This is a genomic window from Pseudomonas sp. v388 (assembly GCF_003935425.1).
Taxonomy (GTDB): Bacteria; Pseudomonadota; Gammaproteobacteria; order Pseudomonadales; family Pseudomonadaceae; genus Aquipseudomonas.
Map to the genome: position 1 here is coordinate 787236 of NZ_RHQN01000001.1, position 16333 is coordinate 803568.

Annotated in this window: 16 protein-coding genes; 3 read left to right on the plus strand and 13 right to left on the minus strand. The window is 63.6% G+C overall.

What is annotated here, in order from left to right; all coding sequences use genetic code 11:
* Positions 1–54: 54 nt before the first annotated feature.
* The 11 genes from gspD to EGJ27_RS03520 are packed head-to-tail and all read right to left on the minus strand — an operon-like array spanning position 55 to position 10010.
* The gene (gene gspD, locus EGJ27_RS03470) at positions 55–2328 is read right to left on the minus strand and encodes a type II secretion system secretin GspD (protein WP_125829303.1); all 2274 of its coding nucleotides are present in this window, start codon (positions 2326–2328) and stop codon (positions 55–57) included.
* On the minus strand, positions 2325–2867 hold the full coding sequence (locus EGJ27_RS03475; RefSeq protein ID WP_125829304.1) for a type II secretion system protein N: 543 nt from the start codon (positions 2865–2867) through the stop codon (positions 2325–2327). The genes gspD and EGJ27_RS03475 overlap by 4 nt, the downstream gene beginning before the upstream one ends.
* Positions 2864–3475, minus strand: coding sequence for a type II secretion system protein GspM (gene gspM / locus EGJ27_RS03480; RefSeq protein ID WP_125829305.1), 612 nt, complete (start codon positions 3473–3475; stop codon positions 2864–2866). The genes EGJ27_RS03475 and gspM overlap by 4 nt, the downstream gene beginning before the upstream one ends.
* A complete protein-coding gene (locus EGJ27_RS03485; protein WP_125829306.1) occupies positions 3450–4514 on the minus strand; it encodes a PilN domain-containing protein in 1065 nt (354 codons plus the stop codon). The genes gspM and EGJ27_RS03485 overlap by 26 nt, the downstream gene beginning before the upstream one ends.
* Positions 4511–5230 (minus strand): type II secretion system protein GspK, encoded by a 720-nt coding sequence (locus EGJ27_RS03490; RefSeq protein ID WP_125829307.1) that lies wholly within the window; start codon positions 5228–5230, stop codon positions 4511–4513. Before EGJ27_RS03490 ends, EGJ27_RS03485 begins: the two co-directional genes overlap by 4 nt.
* On the minus strand, positions 5227–5847 hold the full coding sequence (locus EGJ27_RS03495; protein WP_125829308.1) for a prepilin-type N-terminal cleavage/methylation domain-containing protein: 621 nt from the start codon (positions 5845–5847) through the stop codon (positions 5227–5229). The genes EGJ27_RS03490 and EGJ27_RS03495 overlap by 4 nt, the downstream gene beginning before the upstream one ends.
* On the minus strand, positions 5844–6206 hold the full coding sequence (locus EGJ27_RS03500) for a type II secretion system protein (RefSeq protein WP_125829309.1): 363 nt from the start codon (positions 6204–6206) through the stop codon (positions 5844–5846). Before EGJ27_RS03500 ends, EGJ27_RS03495 begins: the two co-directional genes overlap by 4 nt.
* Positions 6203–6643, minus strand: a complete 441-nt coding sequence (locus EGJ27_RS03505; RefSeq protein ID WP_125829310.1) for a type II secretion system protein — start codon at positions 6641–6643, stop codon at positions 6203–6205. The genes EGJ27_RS03500 and EGJ27_RS03505 overlap by 4 nt, the downstream gene beginning before the upstream one ends.
* A gap of 5 nt (positions 6644–6648) precedes the next feature.
* Entirely contained in the window at positions 6649–7080 is a 432-nt protein-coding gene (gspG, locus tag EGJ27_RS03510; protein ID WP_125829311.1) for a type II secretion system major pseudopilin GspG, read from the minus strand.
* Between the two features lie 25 nt (positions 7081–7105).
* Positions 7106–8305, minus strand: a complete 1200-nt coding sequence (gene gspF / locus EGJ27_RS03515) for a type II secretion system inner membrane protein GspF (protein WP_125829312.1) — start codon at positions 8303–8305, stop codon at positions 7106–7108.
* Position 8306: 1 nt separating this feature from the next.
* On the minus strand, positions 8307–10010 hold the full coding sequence (locus EGJ27_RS03520; protein ID WP_125829313.1) for a GspE/PulE family protein: 1704 nt from the start codon (positions 10008–10010) through the stop codon (positions 8307–8309).
* Between the two features lie 600 nt (positions 10011–10610).
* Here EGJ27_RS03520 and EGJ27_RS03525 point away from each other — a divergent pair.
* Positions 10611–10820 (plus strand): hypothetical protein, encoded by a 210-nt coding sequence (locus tag EGJ27_RS03525; protein ID WP_371920825.1) that lies wholly within the window; start codon positions 10611–10613, stop codon positions 10818–10820.
* Complete coding sequence (locus EGJ27_RS03530) at positions 10817–13507, plus strand: glycoside hydrolase family 3 protein (RefSeq protein WP_125829314.1); 2691 nt, start codon at positions 10817–10819, stop codon at positions 13505–13507. Before EGJ27_RS03525 ends, EGJ27_RS03530 begins: the two co-directional genes overlap by 4 nt.
* Before the next feature lie 16 nt (positions 13508–13523).
* Here EGJ27_RS03530 and EGJ27_RS03535 read toward each other — a convergent pair whose 3' ends face one another.
* Both EGJ27_RS03535 and EGJ27_RS03540 read right to left on the minus strand, forming a co-directional pair.
* Positions 13524–14108: a TetR/AcrR family transcriptional regulator gene (locus tag EGJ27_RS03535; protein ID WP_125829315.1), complete on the minus strand. Its 585-nt coding sequence runs from the start codon at positions 14106–14108 to the stop codon at positions 13524–13526.
* A 100-nt stretch (positions 14109–14208) separates the two neighbouring features.
* The gene (locus tag EGJ27_RS03540) at positions 14209–15564 is read right to left on the minus strand and encodes an MATE family efflux transporter (RefSeq protein WP_125829316.1); all 1356 of its coding nucleotides are present in this window, start codon (positions 15562–15564) and stop codon (positions 14209–14211) included.
* A 171-nt stretch (positions 15565–15735) separates the two neighbouring features.
* Here EGJ27_RS03540 and EGJ27_RS03545 point away from each other — a divergent pair, with 171 nt between their 5' ends.
* Positions 15736–16215 (plus strand): nuclear transport factor 2 family protein, encoded by a 480-nt coding sequence (locus EGJ27_RS03545; RefSeq protein WP_125829317.1) that lies wholly within the window; start codon positions 15736–15738, stop codon positions 16213–16215.
* Positions 16216–16333 lie beyond the last annotated feature (118 nt).

Below are 16333 nucleotides of genomic sequence, written 5' to 3' on the forward strand. Positions count from 1 at the left end.
CCGTTGCATCGCTCTCGCCAGCCGCTGCGGGTCTGGCGGGGGCAGCCCGGCTGCCTAGCGCAGCCGCGTATCCATTCCCGGCGCCTTGAGCAGCTGCATCTGCTGGCGGTAGTCATCCGTCACCTGACGGGCCTGGCTGGCGCTGGTCACGACCCGCGGGGTGATCAACACGATCAGCTCGGTGCGGTTCTTCGACTTGCTGGTGTTGCCGAACAGCCATTTCAGCCCCGGCACTCGGCCCAGGTACGGCACGGCGCTGACCGATTCGGCATTGTCCTGCTTGATCAGCCCGCCCAGCAGCACGGTCTGGCCGCTCTGCACCGCCACTTGCGTAGACACTGAACGTGTGGAGATGCGCGGGTTGCCGTTGCTGTCGGTGGTCGTGGTATCGGCGTCGCTGACCTGCTGCTGAATGTCCATGTACACCAGGCCGCCGGGATTGATTCGCGGCATGACGTCGAGGATTACCCCGGTCTGCACGTACTCGACGCTGCTCAGCGTGGTGTCCGAGGTGCTGGTGTTGACCGTGGTCTGGCTGATGGGAATGTTGTCGCCGACCTGAATCTGCGCCTGCTGATTGTTCATCACCACTAATGACGGCGCCGACAGCACCTGGGTGCGGCCATTGGTTTCCAGGGCATGCAGCGCCACTTGCAGGTTGCTGCTGACGAACGAGTAGAATAGCGAGTCGGTGGAACCCAGCCCCGCTCCGCCACCGCCCAGCGCGCCCTGGCTGCCGGCGGTATTGGCGACGGTGGTGCTGGTGGAGTTGCCGGCCAGGCGACCCAGGTACCATTGCACCCCCATGTCCAGCTCGCCGGTCAGTTTGACTTCCAGAATCCGGGTTTCGATCTGTACCTGCAGCGGCAGGTTGTCGAGCCTTCTGATCGCCGATTCGATTTCCTTCCACTGCGCCGGCCGCGTGCGCACCAGCAACTGGTTGCTGCTTTTCTGCGCGGTAATGCGCACGCTCTGATCCAGGCTTTTCGCCGAAGACTGGCTGCCACTGCTGTCGTCGCCGGACTCGCCGCTGTCCTCGCCCTGCTCGGATTCTTCGTCGTCGCCGGCCGCCTGTGCCGTGCTACCGGTGTTCTGCGCGCCGATACTGCCCAGCCCCTGGCTGGAACTGCTGCCCAATCCAGTCGAACCGCCGGCCGCCGACGACAGCGTGGTGGTGCGCAGGCCCGGCGCGACCTTGGCCGCCGTCTCTTCCTTGATCTGACCGCTTCCGTAAATCTGCCGCAGGTACCGGGCCAGGTCGGTGGCCTTCATGTTGCGTACATCGTAGACGTACATCTGCGGCTCATTGCCGCCGCCTTCATCGATGGTGCGAATCCAGTCCCCGACTTCGCGCAGGTATTCAGGCTGGGCGGAAATTGCCACGATGGAGTTGGTGCGCTCGTTGGGCATGAAGCGCACGATGCCGGCCAGCGGCATGCCGCTGTCGGGACCGAAGAGTTTCTGCAGTTGCGGCATCAGTTCGCCGACTGAAGCGCGTTGCAGGCCGAACACACCGATGGACATGCCCTTGAGCCAGTCCACGTCGAAGGTGTCGATGGTGTCCTGGTAGTTGGCCAACTCATCCGCGGTGCCGGCCAGGCTCAATACGTTGCGCGCCGGGTCCACCAGCAGGAAGGCGTTTTCCCGCACGAACGGCTTGAGCAGCTTCTGCATCTCGGTGGCCGAGATATAGCGCAGCGGGTACAGACGCGCCGACAGCCCGCTGGACGGCTGCGACACGGGCATCTCCGGCACCAGCTTGCCGGCCACGGCCTGATTGGCCGGCAGGATCACATAGCGGTTGCCCTGGCGGATCATGGCGTTGTCGGTCCAGGACAGCAGGGTTTCGAGGATCGACAACGCCTGCTGTTTGTTGACCGGTCTGGACGTCGAGAAACTCACATTGCCTTTCACGCCCTGGGCGATGCTGTAGTTCTCCTTGAGCAGGTCGCCCATCACGCTGTTGATCACCGCTTCGATCGGCTGATCGGTGAAGTTGAAAACGATATCGCCTTCCGCCGCTTGGGCCTCGGCAACGGCGGGCCGTGGTGCCTTTACGAAGCGCTGGCTGCCGCTGATGATCTGCCGCTGCGGCGGCATCGAGATCGGCGCGGGACTGGCCGGTGTCGCAACGACGTCGGCCGCTGCCGGCTCGGCCACGGGACGCCGTTGGGCACCGGTGCCGTCCAGCGCCTCGTTGAGCAAGGCTGGATCGTTGTCCAGCGCCTGGCCGGGCAAGGTACAGCCGCTGACCGCCATGGCGGCGGCCAGTCCTAACAGGGGCAGGCGCAATGAAGCGACCGGGGTAATGCAAAGGTGATTTTTCATGGCGCCGATAGAAGTGGAGGTGTAATGGAAGAAGGTGTGTGCAGTGAGGTGGCCGGCGGTAAGCGCAGCACCGGCAGGCTCAGGCTTTGAGACTGCCCTTGGCGGGTGAAGGTGGCGACCCGCGCCGTCAGTTGACTCAGGGTCCAGCCGTTGTCGAGGGTGTCACCCACCTTGAGTTTCACGGTGTGCTTGTCCTGGTTGCGCAGCAGCGCCCATTGCGCTGAACCGTCCAGAATCACACCGCTCAGACTCAAGCCCTCCAGACGCGTGGCACCGGCGACCGACTTTGCGAGATCGGGGCTGCGGTCAGGGCTGAACAGTGGGCGCTGCCAGGCAGCCTGCAACTGTTCATCAGCCAGCATGGGCATCGCCGCCACCGGCCCGGACGGGCGCGGAGTGTGAGGCGCTTGTATGGCCGGTAGCCATGTGACGGATTGACTCATGCTGGTGGTGAGCCAGATCACTGCCGCGATCAACAGCGCCGCGAGGCTTGAAAGCGCAAGGGTCGAGGCACGAAACCTCAGGCTCATGCGAGTCATGGGCGTGGCTCCGCTACCGCACCGGCTTGCAGGTAACCGCGCAGCAGCAGGCTGACCTGCAGACGTCCGGCTCCGCCCAGCGCCGGGGCACTGGCGGCACGGCGCACGGTGAAATTGTCGACGAACAGGTACGGCTGGCTGTACTCGAAATCCCGCAGCACACGCAGCAGCGGCTCGATGGCGCATTCCAGCGTCAGGCTGACCTTGACCGGTCGCCAGGCCTCGCCCGGAACCGGTTCGGGAACCATGGGCATGCGCTGGGTGACTTCGCAGCCGGCGCTGGTACTCGAATGCGCCTTCACCGTGTCGACCGCATGCTGCATCAGGTCGGCGGCCACCGCGCTGGGGTCGTCGCCGTCGAACAGGCTGCTGCGCCGCGCCGGATCCTGGCGCGCCTGCTGCAGCTGGGCCTGGAGTGCCGGCAACTGAGCGAGCTGGCCTGCGTAGCGCTGCTGCTGTTCGCGCAAGCCGGCGGCTTCGGCATTCAACTCGCCGAGGGGGCCGGTGAACCAGCTGTCGATCAGCAGGGACCAGATGATCCACAGCAGCAACGCCAGGACCGCCAGCGCCGCGATGCGACGTTCACGACGGGTCAATGGTCGGCGCATGGTGGGCGTCCTCCTTGAGTCGGGCACGGACAGAGAAGCGGTCCTTGCCGGTTTGTGGGTCTGGCTGGATGACGCCCTGAAACTGAACGCTGTCCAGAGACGGGCAATTTTTCATCAGGCCGATCAGGGCGCTGGCGTGTCGGCTCTGCCCGGAAAACGACAGTTCGCTGCCCTCGCCTTTAGCCGCGCCGTCCCCGACTTCCAGCTGTTCGATCCAGGTGTCGTTGCCCACGCAGGAGGTCAGCTCGGTAAGTAACGCACTGACGCCCGGCCGTGCCGCTTTCAAGCGCATCAGGTAACCGGCGGCGCCCTGGGTGTTGCTGAGTTCCTGACGCAACGTTTGCAGCTGCCTGACCTGTTCACGCTGGGCCGCGACTTCAGTGCGCATGGTTTGCACCATGGCCTCACGGGCACTGACCGCCATGACCATCAGCGCCAGCAGTAAAACCAGACAGAACCAGGCCAGATAACCGTCAAGCCGCGACTGCCCTCCGCGTCGGGGCCGCAGCTCATCGGGGAGCAGATCGACGCCCAGCGCTTGCCCGTCGCGACCCAAGGCGTCGATCCCGGCGAGCACCAGCCCTGTGGCGCGGCAAGCGTCGAGGATCTCGTCGAGCCGGGTGCGGGCGATACTGACCAGCAGCACGTGGGCGCGCCCGGCGACGGTCTTCTCGACCCGGGCGGCGAACGCCACCTCATCACGGGGGAACGGGGTGTACTTGTCGATTTCATAGCCCAGCATGCGCGGCAGATCGCGGGTCGCGGCCAGGGGCAGGTTCAGGCGCTGGATCAGCACCTGGCGCGTGTCGAGGACCAGCACCTGCGGCAACGGCACAGCGAAGGCGTGCGGCAGCGGCCAGGTCACCCGTGCGACACGCCGAGCGGCAAGGCGCACACGCAGCGCAGCCGGCAGCAGACCGTGCAGTTCCTCGAGCCAGGCGCGCCACGCCTGTTGCAGCGGGCTGCCGGTCCAGTGCCGCAGCAGGCGCAGGTGTTGCGTGCGCAGTGCGGCAAACCGGGTGGAGATAAAATCGTTCATTCTTGCCAGCGCAGGACCCGATACGGTCTGGCGCCCTCCTTCGGTGGGTTCAACATCAGGGTCACCTGCAAGGTGGCGTCATGGCCGCCGGGCAAGCGGGCACGGCTGGAAATGGAAAAGGTCTGGCCGCCGTCGGTTGGCAGCCCGCGGGCCGGCGGCATGTTCAAGGCGTGGGCCAACAGCGGCGCGGCCAGGTCCGGCAGCGGCCGGTCTTCGCCGGACCAGACCGTGACGTAAGGCAAGGTGCATTGATAGAGCGCCTGAGTCATGCCGGGCAGCTCGCGCAGTTCTTCGAGCATGCGCAACGGCGTTGACTCGGCACGGCGCCGATCCAGTTGCCGGGCCAGCGCCTTTGCCGGGCCGGGTCCGGCAGCACAGGCCTGAAACAGTCGGGCAAAGTCGCCGGACAGCGCGCTGTTGAGGTCCAGCTTGCCGCGTTCGCTGCGCACGCTGATCTGCAACTCGCTGTCATCGAAACGCTGGAACTGCTCACGACCATCGGGCCGCCAGCGGGCGCGAAGATCGCGGCGGGTCAAGGCTTCCACCGCCAGGGCCACGCCCGCTTCGGCGATGACCAGGGCGCGGGTATGCTGGCTTTGCCACAAGGCCTGCCGATTCTGCACATGCACCAGGCTGGCGACGCCGGCCAGCAAGGTGCCCAGCAACGCCAGCACCCACAACACCACCAGCAGCGCCGCGCCGCGTTGGCCGCTCATGGCGTCAGCCCATCACTGGCATGGGCCTCGCCGGACAGGTCCAGCCGCAGCTCCACCTGTTGCAGCACCCACTTCGCACCGCCACCCAGCGACGCATCGATGCGCACCGCCCGTGGCAGGCGCGACGGCCACGGCCATTCGCTCAGCCAGGCGGTCGGTTGGCCTTTGGGGTCGCTGCCGCGATAGCTGAACTGCACGCGTTGCACCCGGCGCAGCAGCACTTGGGGCTCACCGAACGGCTGTGTACCGTGCTCGCCCAATCGGGCGAAATCCACTTGCAGGCGCTGGCCTGCCCATTGCACCCGTTGCTGATGCAATCCACCGCCCAAGGATGTCGGCAGCGGGCCGTAGAAGGTCATTGCCGCCGGGCCGCCGAGAAAGATCACCGGCTTGTGGTGCTGCTCATCCGGGATGCCGAGGGGCAACGCGTGACTGATCGCCACGCGCAGGAAATTCTGCGCGGCGCGGACTTCATCCAGTTGCCCGGCGAAACGCTGGGCTTTGGCCACTGCGCGGTTGGCCCCCAGAATCGCACCGGCCACCAGGCTCAGCAGCACGCCGAGCAGGGTCAGCACCATGAGGATTTCCAGCAGCGTGAACCCGGCCTGACGCTTCATCGCATCACACCGCGGCCAAGGGCGCGCAAGGTGCTTAGCCGCACCTGATGCGCGCCGTCATGAATCGTCAGGTTCAGCCGCAGCAAACGCACCGCGCCGGGCGGCACCGGTTGGTCCTGCACCTCCAGCGTCCAGGGCAGACCGTCCCAGCGGCCAGTGCTCGATCCAGGCTGCAAGGCGCCCTCGCCCAGTTCGTCCAGCAGCGAACGCGCCGCCAGGCTCAGGCGGTCACTGCGCTGCGCCTGCTGCATGGCGCGGGCACTCTGGCCGAATGCACCGAGCAGCACGCTGACGCACAGGGCCAGCACCGTCAGCGCGGCGAGCATTTCCAGCAAGGTGAAACCGGTCTGGCGCTTCATTGGAGTGTGTGCAACTCAACGACTCCGGTCAGCCAGGAAACATCGATCCGCCAACGCGACTGATCGCGGCTGACCAGAATATGCCCGCCGCTGGCGCCGCCATCCGGATAGAACTCGAACGCCGCGCCCAGTTGTTCAGCGGTGTGCAGTTCGACGTCCAGGCTGCGGGGCCAGTGAAAGGCTCGCGTGCCCGGCGCCTGCACGCTGCGTTGGCGCAGGTCGAACAGCGTCCGGGCCGGCTGGCCGCTGACGATCGCCTGCACCCGCGCGGCCCGCAACGCATCGACGATATGGCTCAGCGCCTGGCGCTCGGCGTTGGCCTGCATGCCGCGATTCACGGCCACGCCGACGATGCCCGCCGCCACGCCGATCAACACGATGACCACCAGCAACTCGAACAGGGTAAAGCCACGGCTGCGGCGCTGGGCGTGATGCAAGCCGGTTACTCCCAGTTGCCCAGGTCGGCGCTGTAGCCTTCGCCGCCCGGCTGGCCGTCCTGGCCGTAGAAGATCAGGTCGAAACTGCCGTGTTGGCCGGGGAAGCGATAGCCGAACGCATGGCCGAACGGGTCTTTGAGGTCCGACGGCTTGGCGTAAGGGCCGCTCCAGCCCGAAACGTTGCCCGGCTTTTCCGCGAGCTGCTGCAAGGTCTTGGGCGGTGAGCCGACGTCCAGCGCGTAACTTTCGATCTTCATTCCAAGGCTCGCCAGCTGCGCCTTGCCCGCGCCGTACTTGCCCTTGTCGACGTTGCCGCCGACCTGGCGCACCACGATAGTGGCGACGATGCCCAGCAGCACGATTACCGCGAGCATTTCCAGCAAGGTGAAACCACCCTGACGACGCACGGGTTTGAAGCGGATACGGCTCATGTTCATGGCGAAAAAATCCTCGTTTCGAAATTCAGATATTGCTGGTCAGGCTCATCAGCGGCAGCATGATGGCGAGCATGATCACCGCCACCAGCGCGGCCATCACCACGGTGAGAATCGGCACCAGGGCCGCCAGCATGCGGTCGATGCCGCGCTTGACCTCGACATCGAACACCTCGGCGACCTTGAGCAGCATCTGCCCCAACTGGCCGGACTGTTCGCCGACTTCGATCATCTGCAAGGCCAGTTCCGGCAACAGCGGATCGTCGCCGAAAGCCTCGGCAAGCCGGCCACCGCCCTTGACCCGGTCGGTGGCCTGCTCGAGCTGAATACGGATGGCATGGTTGCTGCTCACATGGCGCACGATGACCAGCGCCTGCAACAGCGCAACGCCGTTGCCCAGCAGCGTGCCGAGGGTTCGCGCCAACCGCGCCGCCTCCAGCTTTTGCAGCAACGGCCCGAACGAACGCAGGCGCAGCAGACGCCGGTCGTGACGCTGACGCCGCTGCGGATTACGCCGGGCCAGCACGGCCAGCCAGGCCAGGCCGATGATTCCGCCCAGCAGCGCCAGCCCGTAGCCACTCAAGAATTCGCCCAGGGCCAGAATCACCTCGGTGATCCACGGCACCGGCACGCCCAGGTCGCGAAAGATCGGCACGAACTGCGGCACCACGTAGGCCAGCAGCAAACCCAGAGAACCCAATACGCCCGCTACCAGAAAAGCCGGGTAGATCAGCGCATTGATCACCTCGCCGCGCAGCTTCTGGCTGCGTTCCAGATAGTCCGAGAGCTGGCGCAGGGTTTCATCCAGCGCACCACCGGCTTCACCGGCGCGCACCAGGCTGATGTACAGCGTGGAAAACTGTCCGCCCTGCTCTTCAAGCACCTGGGACAGCGGTTTGCCGGCCTTGACCTGGTCCCGAATGCGCTCGATCAGCGCGTGGCGCGGCTTGTCGGTGGATTGCTTCAGCAAGATCCCCAGCGAGCGTTCCAGCGGCTGGCCGGCACCCAGCAAAGTCGCCAGCTGCTGGGTGAAACTGACCAGCGCCGCGCCGTTGAGCAAGGCGGCCGAGCGACCGCGCAGGCTGCCTTCAGCCGCCTGATGCAAACGCAGCACCACCAGCCCGCGGCGCTGCAACTGCAGGGCGGCGGCCTGTTCACCAGCCGCCTCGAGGCGACCCTGATGCTGAACGCCCTGGGCGTCGAGGGCTCGGTAGTGGTAGTGGGACATGTCAGTCGCCGCGCGTGACGCGCAGCACCTCGTCGAGTGAGGTGATACCGCTCAACGCCTGACGCAGGCCGTCTTCATAAAGCGTGACCAGCCCGCAGCGGCGCGCCGCCTGCTCCAGCGTCGCGGCATCGGCCTGGCGCATCAGCAGGCCGCGCAGCTCTTCGTTCATCACCAGCAATTCGGTAATCGCGCTACGCCCGTGGTAACCACCGCCGGCCGCATCCTGATCAGCGCGGTACAAGCGAATCGGGCGTTCGTCGGTGTACTGCTCAAGGCCGTGCAGGCGGATCAGCTCTTGCGGCGCATCGAAGGCGATGCGTGTAGCCGGGTCGAGCCTGCGCACCAGACGCTGGGCCAGGATGCCCTTGACGGTGGACGCGATCAGGTAGCCTTCGACGCCCATGTCCAGCAAGCGGGTGATACTCGCCGCCGCGCTGTTGGTGTGCAGGGTCGAAAGCACCAAATGGCCGGTCAGCGAAGACTGAATGGCGATGCGGCAGGTTTCCAGGTCGCGCATCTCGCCGATCATGATCACGTCCGGGTCCTGACGCACGATGGAGCGCAACACGGTCGGGAAGTCCAGGCCGATGGCGGGCTTGACCTGAATCTGATTGATGCCCTGCAACTGATACTCGACCGGGTCTTCGACGGTAATGATTTTGCGCTCGTCGGTATTGAGCCGGGACAAGGCGGTATACAGCGTGGTGGTCTTGCCCGAGCCAGTGGGGCCGGTCACCAGCAGAATGCCGTGGGGTGTTTCCAGCAAATCGAGGAAGGTCTGCAAGCGCGCACCGTCGATACCCAGGCTGGGGAAATCGAAGCTGACGGTCTGGCGATCCAGCAGACGCATCACCACCGACTCGCCAAAACTGGTGGGCACCGTCGACACCCGCAGATCCAGCTCGCGGCCCTGGATGCGCAGCATGATCCGGCCGTCCTGGGGCAAGCGGCGTTCGGCGATGTCCAGGCGCGCCATGATCTTGAGTCGAGAGATGACCGCAGCGGCATACCCGGCCGGCGGCGCTTCGCCGTGCTCCAGCACACCGTCGATGCGATAGCGCACGTTCAACTGGTTTTCGAACGGCTCGACATGGATATCCGAGGCGCGATATTCGACCGCCTTTTGCAGGATCAGGTTGACCAGGCGAATGACCGGCGCTTCGGAAGCGAGATCCTTCAGGTGCTCGATGTCGTCATCCGAGCCGCTGTCGTCGTCCAGCGACTCGATCAGCGCGCCCATCTCACTGCGGCCCTGACCGTAGACACGTTCGATGAGGGTGTTCACATCGGCGGACGTGCCGATCATCAGCGAGACCTGACGCTCGCAGAAATAGCGCACCGCTTCCACGGCGTCGGCGGATACCGGCGCGTTGAATGCCACGGCCATGGCGCCGCTGTTGTCATCGAGGCCGATCACGCCGTAGTGCCGGGCAAAGCGCTCGCCGCCCAGCGCCACAGGCTCGGCGCAGTTTTCCAGGTCCAGGCGCGGTGCGCCGAGCAGAAATGCGCAGGCGTTGGCGACTTCCTCGTCCCGCACGGCACCCAGGCGCAGCAGCATCGCGATCAGGTCATCATCGCTGCCGGTTTCGGCCAGGCACAGCTTGCGGGCACGGCCTATATCGGAAGCTTTCAACCCCGCCACTTCCGACAACCGCTCGCACAAGGCAGTGGCCGTCGGTATATCCACGCCGGTATATAACGACATACATGATGACTTCTGAGAAGTTGTAGCCCTGCGTACAGCGCGAGCTATTAAAGAGTACAGAGACAACCCGATGCCGCCACTCCAGTTTCAAATCCGCTTATTCACCGTGCACGCTTTCGCGCTACAGAAGTTAGACTTCTGCCATTGTTTTCCCGGCAACTAAACGAACTATGGATATGACATGAATCAAGCAGGAGGCAAGCTTACCAGAAGCTAAAACCTAATTGCAACTAGGTTTTTAGGATGGGTAAAGTCAGCACGATATCCTCGCTATATCGACGATATATTGCTTATATTGTTATTTTTACGCTATTAACTATCGCACTTTGCCATATTTGGACAATACGTGTAGGGGTTGCCAGGCATCCAGATAAGCAGATCTGTCCGACGCCGCCGTCATTTAGCGATTTTCAAAAAATATTTTTTAAAGCTTTGAACTTTCATATGCCTTGGTCACACTTAGTGTTCGGCCAGATTACGTCCCTGCACCTGATCCGCCGTGCCTATTCCAAATACCCCCTTATCGAGAATTGATCGATGACTAGACCCATGCTGTCCGTTTTCAGCGCGATAGTTCTTTGCGCCAGCACTTTTTCAGTGATGGCTGCGGATTCAACTTCTGCTCAGGCTGCCACCAGCCAGCAAGTACGCACCCAGATCGACGCCAAGCGCGAGCAGATCACCGGCGCGGATAAGGTTGAATTGCCGGCGGCGAAAACCTCCTCCGCATTGCTCGACGCGCCGGTGGCAATCGACGATGCCCCGGACCAGGCCGAGACCCAGAACCAGAACCAGGAGCAGCAACCATGAGCGCTCTCAAGCACACATTGGGACTGAGCCTGCTGGCTCTCAGCGTTTCCCAGGCCAGCCTGGTTCTGGCGGCGGGACCGGTGAGCGGTAATGAAGTCGAAGCCCGCGTCAGCGCGGTACTGGACAACATGAACGTCTCCGAAAAGATCAATTTCACCCGCGTCGACGACGGCCGCATGATTCCACGCCTGGCCAAATGGGGCATGGAAGGCACCGTTGCCTACGACTCCTCGATGGGCGTACACGTCAACAACGCCACCTTCGGCGCCCAGTACCCGGCGCAATCCGCGCTGGCTGCGACCTGGAGCATCAACCGCGCCAAGGAATTCGGTCTGGCGATCGGTTATGAAACGCGCATTTCCGGCGGCCAGCAGATGCTGTCTCCGGGCATGAACATGTACCGCACACCGCTCAATGGCCGTAGCGCCGAGCACGTCAGCGGCGAAGACCCGTTCCTCGGTGCGGTGCTCGGCCCTGCCATTGCCAACGGCATCCAGGCCCAGGGCATTCAGGCCGGCAGCAAGCATTTCGTCGCCAACGAGCAAGAAGCCAACCGTCATTACCTCAACGTGATCGTCGATCAGCGCGCCCTGCGCGAGCTGTATCTGCCGGGCTTTGAATCCCTGGTCAAGAACGGCAACATCGCCTCGATCATGTGCGGCTACAACAAGATCAACGGCGATTACGCTTGTGAGAACCATCACCTGCTGACCGACATCCTCAAGGGTGAATGGGGCTTTCAGGGCTTCGTGATCAGTGACTTCAACTCGGTCACCGACGCCTTCAAGGGCGCCTGGGCCGGCACCGACATCGACATGCCGTCGGGCCTGCAATTCACCGAGGCCAAGCTGCTGCCTTACCTGTGGAGCGGCCAACTGACCCAGAACGTGATCGACGACAAGGTCAAGCGCAACCTGCGCGGCCTGGTCAGCTACGGTTTCGACAAGAGCATCAACAAGGCTCAGACCCTGGATCATCCGGAGTACGGCCAGCGTGCCTCGTTGAACATGGCGCGTGAATCCACCGTGCTGCTGCGCAACGAAAAGACCAGCAGCGGCAAGCCACTGCTGCCGTTGGCGAAGGACGCGAAGATTGCGGTCATCGGCAACCTGGCGTATGACGTGCCGGCCTCGCCGTTCGGCACCGCCAGCTCGGAACCGACCACCTATGTCACCGAGCTGAGTGGCCTGCAGCAACTGGCGTCGTCGAGCAGCAATGTCGAGTTCATCAAAGAGATGTCGCTCAACCCCAGGACCTCGGTCTGGTACCAGCCTTCAAGCGGTCAGAACGGCATTCGCAACAGCGGTGTGAAGGCCGAGTATTTCTCCAACACCGAACTGGCCGGCTCTGCGACCCTGACTCGGGTCGAGCCCGGCGTGAACCTCAGCTGGAGCGCCAATAACAACATCACCGACGGCGGCACCACCACCGTTTCGGGCTTCAGCCCAACAGCTGGCGCTTTCTCGGCGCGCTTCACCTCCACCATCAAGCCGACCATCAGCGGCGAGCAGATCTTCAAGATTCGCGCGGACGGCGCTTACAAGCTGTGGGTCAATGACGAACTGGTGCTCGAGAGCGACGGCAAGTCGCCGTCCACCGATCTGGTCAAGGCGGTCGCTCACTCCGGCAAGACCGCTCGGCTGCAAGCAGGCAAGGAGTACAGCGTCAAGCTGGAATACCGTCGCCTGGAAGGCACGTTCATTCCGACCCTGGGCGGCCTGACGGGCGTGCAGATGAGCTGGGCTTCGCTGCGTCCGCCAAAGGATCTGTCCAAGTACGACGCCGTGGTCATGGCGACGGGCATGACCGCCGAATATGAAGGCGAAGCGAGTGATCGCAGCAACGACCTGCCTGAATACCAGGCCGAACAGATCACCTGGGCCACCAAGGCCAACCCCAACACCGTGGTCATCATGCACAGCGGCGGCGGCCTGAACATGCAGCCATGGGCCGACAAGGTCGGCGCCAGCCTGCACGCCTGGTTCCCGGGCCAGCAAGGCGGCCAGGCCATCGCCGAGATCCTGTTCGGCAAGGTCAACCCCTCGGGCAAACTGCCGATCACCCTCGACAAAAAGCTGGAACAGAACCCGACCTACGCGTCGTACAACGATCCGTCGCTGTACATCGGCGACAACGCGTTGACCGAGATGACCTACAGCGAAGGGATCTACCTGGGCTACCGCGGTTATGACAAGAAACACGCCAAGCCGCTGTACCCGTTCGGTTACGGCCTGTCGTACACCACGTTCGACTACAGCGACCTGAAGCTGTCGACCAACGTGATGACGCCGGGCACCACCGTCACGGCCTCGTTCAAGATCACCAACACCGGTGACAAGGCGGGCTACGAAGTGGCGCAGCTGTACGTGCGTCCGATCAAGCCGCTGGTTGATCGCCCGGAGAAAGAACTCAAGGGCTTCACCAAGGTTTACCTCAAGCCGGGCGAAAGCAAGACCGTCACCATCCCGGTGGACTCGCGCTCGCTGGCTTACTACACCGACAACACCGCAAGCTGGGACGTCGATGCGGGCAAGTTCCGGATTCTGGTAGGGCCGGATTCCGAGACCCTGCCGCTGGATCGCACGCTGGTTACCCTGTACCCCGAAAAACTGACCACCAGCGGCAGCAACCCGCTGCCGGTACCGGTGCGCAAGGCCGTGCAGGTCAGCGATTCGCAGGCGTACTAAAACCGTGAAGACAGGCTCAGGGATGAGCCTGTCTGACTTGCAGGTCGTTGGCCAGGCGTTGCAGGTAAATATCGAACACCTGCTTCACATTCACGCTTTTGGGACTTCGCAACCACTGGATCTGCAAGCCGTCCATCACCGAGAAAATCTCCTGGGCCAGGGCCTTCACGTCGACATCGGCGCGAATCTGCCCCTGCTCGATCAACGAAGTCAGGTGCCCACGGGCATGCTGATGGGTCATCTCGAAGCGTTCCTTGTACCACTGCCACGCCGGATGGGACTTGGACAGGCTTTCGGTATTCATCACCATGGAGGCCTGACACTCGTCAGCGTCCTCGACACTGAAGCTCATGCTCAGCCTCAAGAAGCGTATGAACCCGTCCAGGGTCAGCTCCATCTCCATATCCTGAAACCGCGACACCACCTTCTGATCCCGCCTTTCCAGCAACGCAGTCAGCAGCGCGACCTTGTTGGGAAAGTGGTGCAGCAAGCCGACGGTCGTGATTCCGGCAATTTGGGCAACATCGCGCATTGACGCACTGGAATAGCCGTCCCGGGCAAACACCTGGGTGGCCGCATCCAGCAGAGCGGTTCTGCGCATCTCGCCCTTGGGCGCCTTGCGCCGCTTCGAGGGCGGTGTGTCGTGTTCGTGTTCTGGTCCATCAACAGGCATAAATCATCCAATCACGCTTTGGTTCAAGTTACCCGAGCCTTGCAAGGCCTGGCCCGCGCTCGAAAAAGCGCCGCGCCGCCAAGGATGCGGCAGTGGTCGAGGCAATCGCAATCAGCGCGTTGCCGGTCAGCATGCCCAGCAGCGCGCCGCCGCTGCCGAACCAGTGAGCACCTGCCCACACGAAAGGAAAGGTTCCGACGGTGACCCGCAACCAGGCAAATAGCGCGACCAGCCAGGGGCGGCCCATGGTCAGGAAGACCGACAACGCGATGAAGTCCAGACTGATCACCGCCCATAACAGGCCACCATACACACAGAACGCCTCGAACAGGGCGCGGCCCTGCCCCGAAAGCTGGTAGAAATCGGCGATGGCGCCCCGCAACAGCCACATCAGGCAGCCCACCACCAGACCGTAGCCCACCAGCAGCCTGCGCGCGAACCTCACGGCCTCAAGCGCGCGTTGCGGCAGGCCGGCACCGACATTCTGGCCCAGAACCGGTGCCAGCGCGCCCGGAATGGCGAAGAACACACAGTAGGCAAACTGCGTGAGCCGATCCGTCACCGTCATGCCCGCCAGCGCGTCCACGCCGAAGGACGCAACGGTGGACACCAGATAAGCGATGGCGACCGGCGTCGCCACGTTTCCCACCACGGCGGGCAGCCCGATGCGCAAGGTCTGCGCCACATGGCTGCGCAGCTCAGTAAGGTCGATGCGCCACGACAGCCCGACATGGCGGCGCACCCAGTACACGCCCAGCGCGGTGGAGACAATGGCCGACAACGCGTAGGCCAGGCCCGCCCCCAACAGTTGGAGGTCGAGCACGAAGATCAGCAGCGGGTCGGCGATGGCCAGGGTCGCGGCGCCACACAGCACCACCCATAGAGCCCGGGCGCCATGGCCGGCGGCGCGCAGGATCTGCACCGACATCTGCACGACGGCCTGAAGAATGGTGGCCGGCAGCGCCAGCAGGATGAAATCGCGCGCCGCCAGACACATGACCGGATCGGCACCGACCAGCTGCATCAGCGGCTCCACGAACATCAGTTGCAGGGCGGTGGTCACGCTGGAGATTGCGGTGATCAGCAGCAACAGGCTGAACGTCTGGCCGCCCAGATCGGACGCGCCCTGCCGGCCGATTCGCGTCGAGAGCACCGAAGTGGCCGCGATGATCAGCCCCGACACCAGCGCGGTATTGGCAAAGATCAACACCTTGGCAATGCCCACGGCGGCGATCAGCAACGGCTGATGAAGCATGGACACGTAGACAAGCGTCAGGATATCGACCAGGAACACGGCAAACAGGCTCACGGCACTGGTGCTGGTCATCACCAGAACGTGACGCTTCACCGAACCGGCGGCAAACCTCGCAGTGGCTGCGGACAACGTGCATCACCTCAAAAACGGGACTCCGGCGCGTGGCCGGCCGGGCAAGCGCGGCAGTCTACCTGCGCCAATGTCGGCCTGCCATGACTTTACGACCGCTTCGGCTTGACGCGGGCATGAGGAATATTCTACTAACGGGGGCCAGAAGCCCTCTCGTCCGGAGACACCCGTATGTCGTCCATCACTGCAACTCGCCCACCCCTGCCGCCCTTCACTGCGGAATCGGCCATCGAAAAAGTCCGGCTCGCCGAAGACGGCTGGAACAGTCGCAACCCGGAAAAAGTTGCGCTTGCCTACACGCCGGACACCCAATGGCGCAACCGCGCCGAGTTCGTGCACGGTCGGGAACAAGCCCAGGCATTCCTGGACCGCAAATGGAAAAAGGAACTTGATTACCGGCTGATCAAGGAACTGTGGGCCTTCACCGACAACCGTATTGCCGTGCGCTACGCCTACGAATGGCACGATGACTCGGGCAACTGGTTCCGATCCTACGGCAACGAGAACTGGGAATTTGCTGAAGACGGGTTGATGGCCTCGCGTTACGCCTGCATCAATGACCTGCCGATCAGGGAATCGGAGCGCAAGTTCCACTGGCCGCTGGGCCGCCGCCCGGATGATCATCCAGGGCTTTCGCAGCTAGGGCTTTGAAACAGCTGCAAGAGCGGACGTATCCGCGCAGAGGCCGGAGCCGGAACATCTATGTGGCGGTAACGGCCCCTTCACGGGCGACGTCGGTTCCAGTTGTCTGACTGCCACGCTGTACTCC

Excerpts from the sequence above, each read along its gene's own strand:
- gspD (WP_125829303.1), bottom strand. The coding sequence starts at position 2,328 with ATGAAAAATCACCTTTGCATTACCCCGGTCGCTTCATTGCGCCTGCCC.
- EGJ27_RS03475 (WP_125829304.1), bottom strand. The coding sequence starts at position 2,867 with ATGACTCGCATGAGCCTGAGGTTTCGTGCCTCGACCCTTGCGCTTTCA.
- gspM (WP_125829305.1), bottom strand. The coding sequence starts at position 3,475 with ATGCGCCGACCATTGACCCGTCGTGAACGTCGCATCGCGGCGCTGGCG.
- EGJ27_RS03485 (WP_125829306.1), bottom strand. The coding sequence starts at position 4,514 with ATGAACGATTTTATCTCCACCCGGTTTGCCGCACTGCGCACGCAACAC.
- EGJ27_RS03490 (WP_125829307.1), bottom strand. The coding sequence starts at position 5,230 with ATGAGCGGCCAACGCGGCGCGGCGCTGCTGGTGGTGTTGTGGGTGCTG.
- EGJ27_RS03495 (WP_125829308.1), bottom strand. The coding sequence starts at position 5,847 with ATGAAGCGTCAGGCCGGGTTCACGCTGCTGGAAATCCTCATGGTGCTG.
- EGJ27_RS03500 (WP_125829309.1), bottom strand. The coding sequence starts at position 6,206 with ATGAAGCGCCAGACCGGTTTCACCTTGCTGGAAATGCTCGCCGCGCTG.
- gspG (WP_125829311.1), bottom strand. The coding sequence starts at position 7,080 with ATGAACATGAGCCGTATCCGCTTCAAACCCGTGCGTCGTCAGGGTGGT.
- gspF (WP_125829312.1), bottom strand. The coding sequence starts at position 8,305 with ATGTCCCACTACCACTACCGAGCCCTCGACGCCCAGGGCGTTCAGCAT.
- EGJ27_RS03520 (WP_125829313.1), bottom strand. The coding sequence starts at position 10,010 with ATGTCGTTATATACCGGCGTGGATATACCGACGGCCACTGCCTTGTGC.
- EGJ27_RS03525 (WP_371920825.1), top strand. The coding sequence starts at position 10,611 with ATGGCTGCGGATTCAACTTCTGCTCAGGCTGCCACCAGCCAGCAAGTA.
- EGJ27_RS03530 (WP_125829314.1), top strand. The coding sequence starts at position 10,817 with ATGAGCGCTCTCAAGCACACATTGGGACTGAGCCTGCTGGCTCTCAGC.
- EGJ27_RS03535 (WP_125829315.1), bottom strand. The coding sequence starts at position 14,108 with ATGCGCAGAACCGCTCTGCTGGATGCGGCCACCCAGGTGTTTGCCCGG.
- EGJ27_RS03545 (WP_125829317.1), top strand. The coding sequence starts at position 15,736 with ATGTCGTCCATCACTGCAACTCGCCCACCCCTGCCGCCCTTCACTGCG.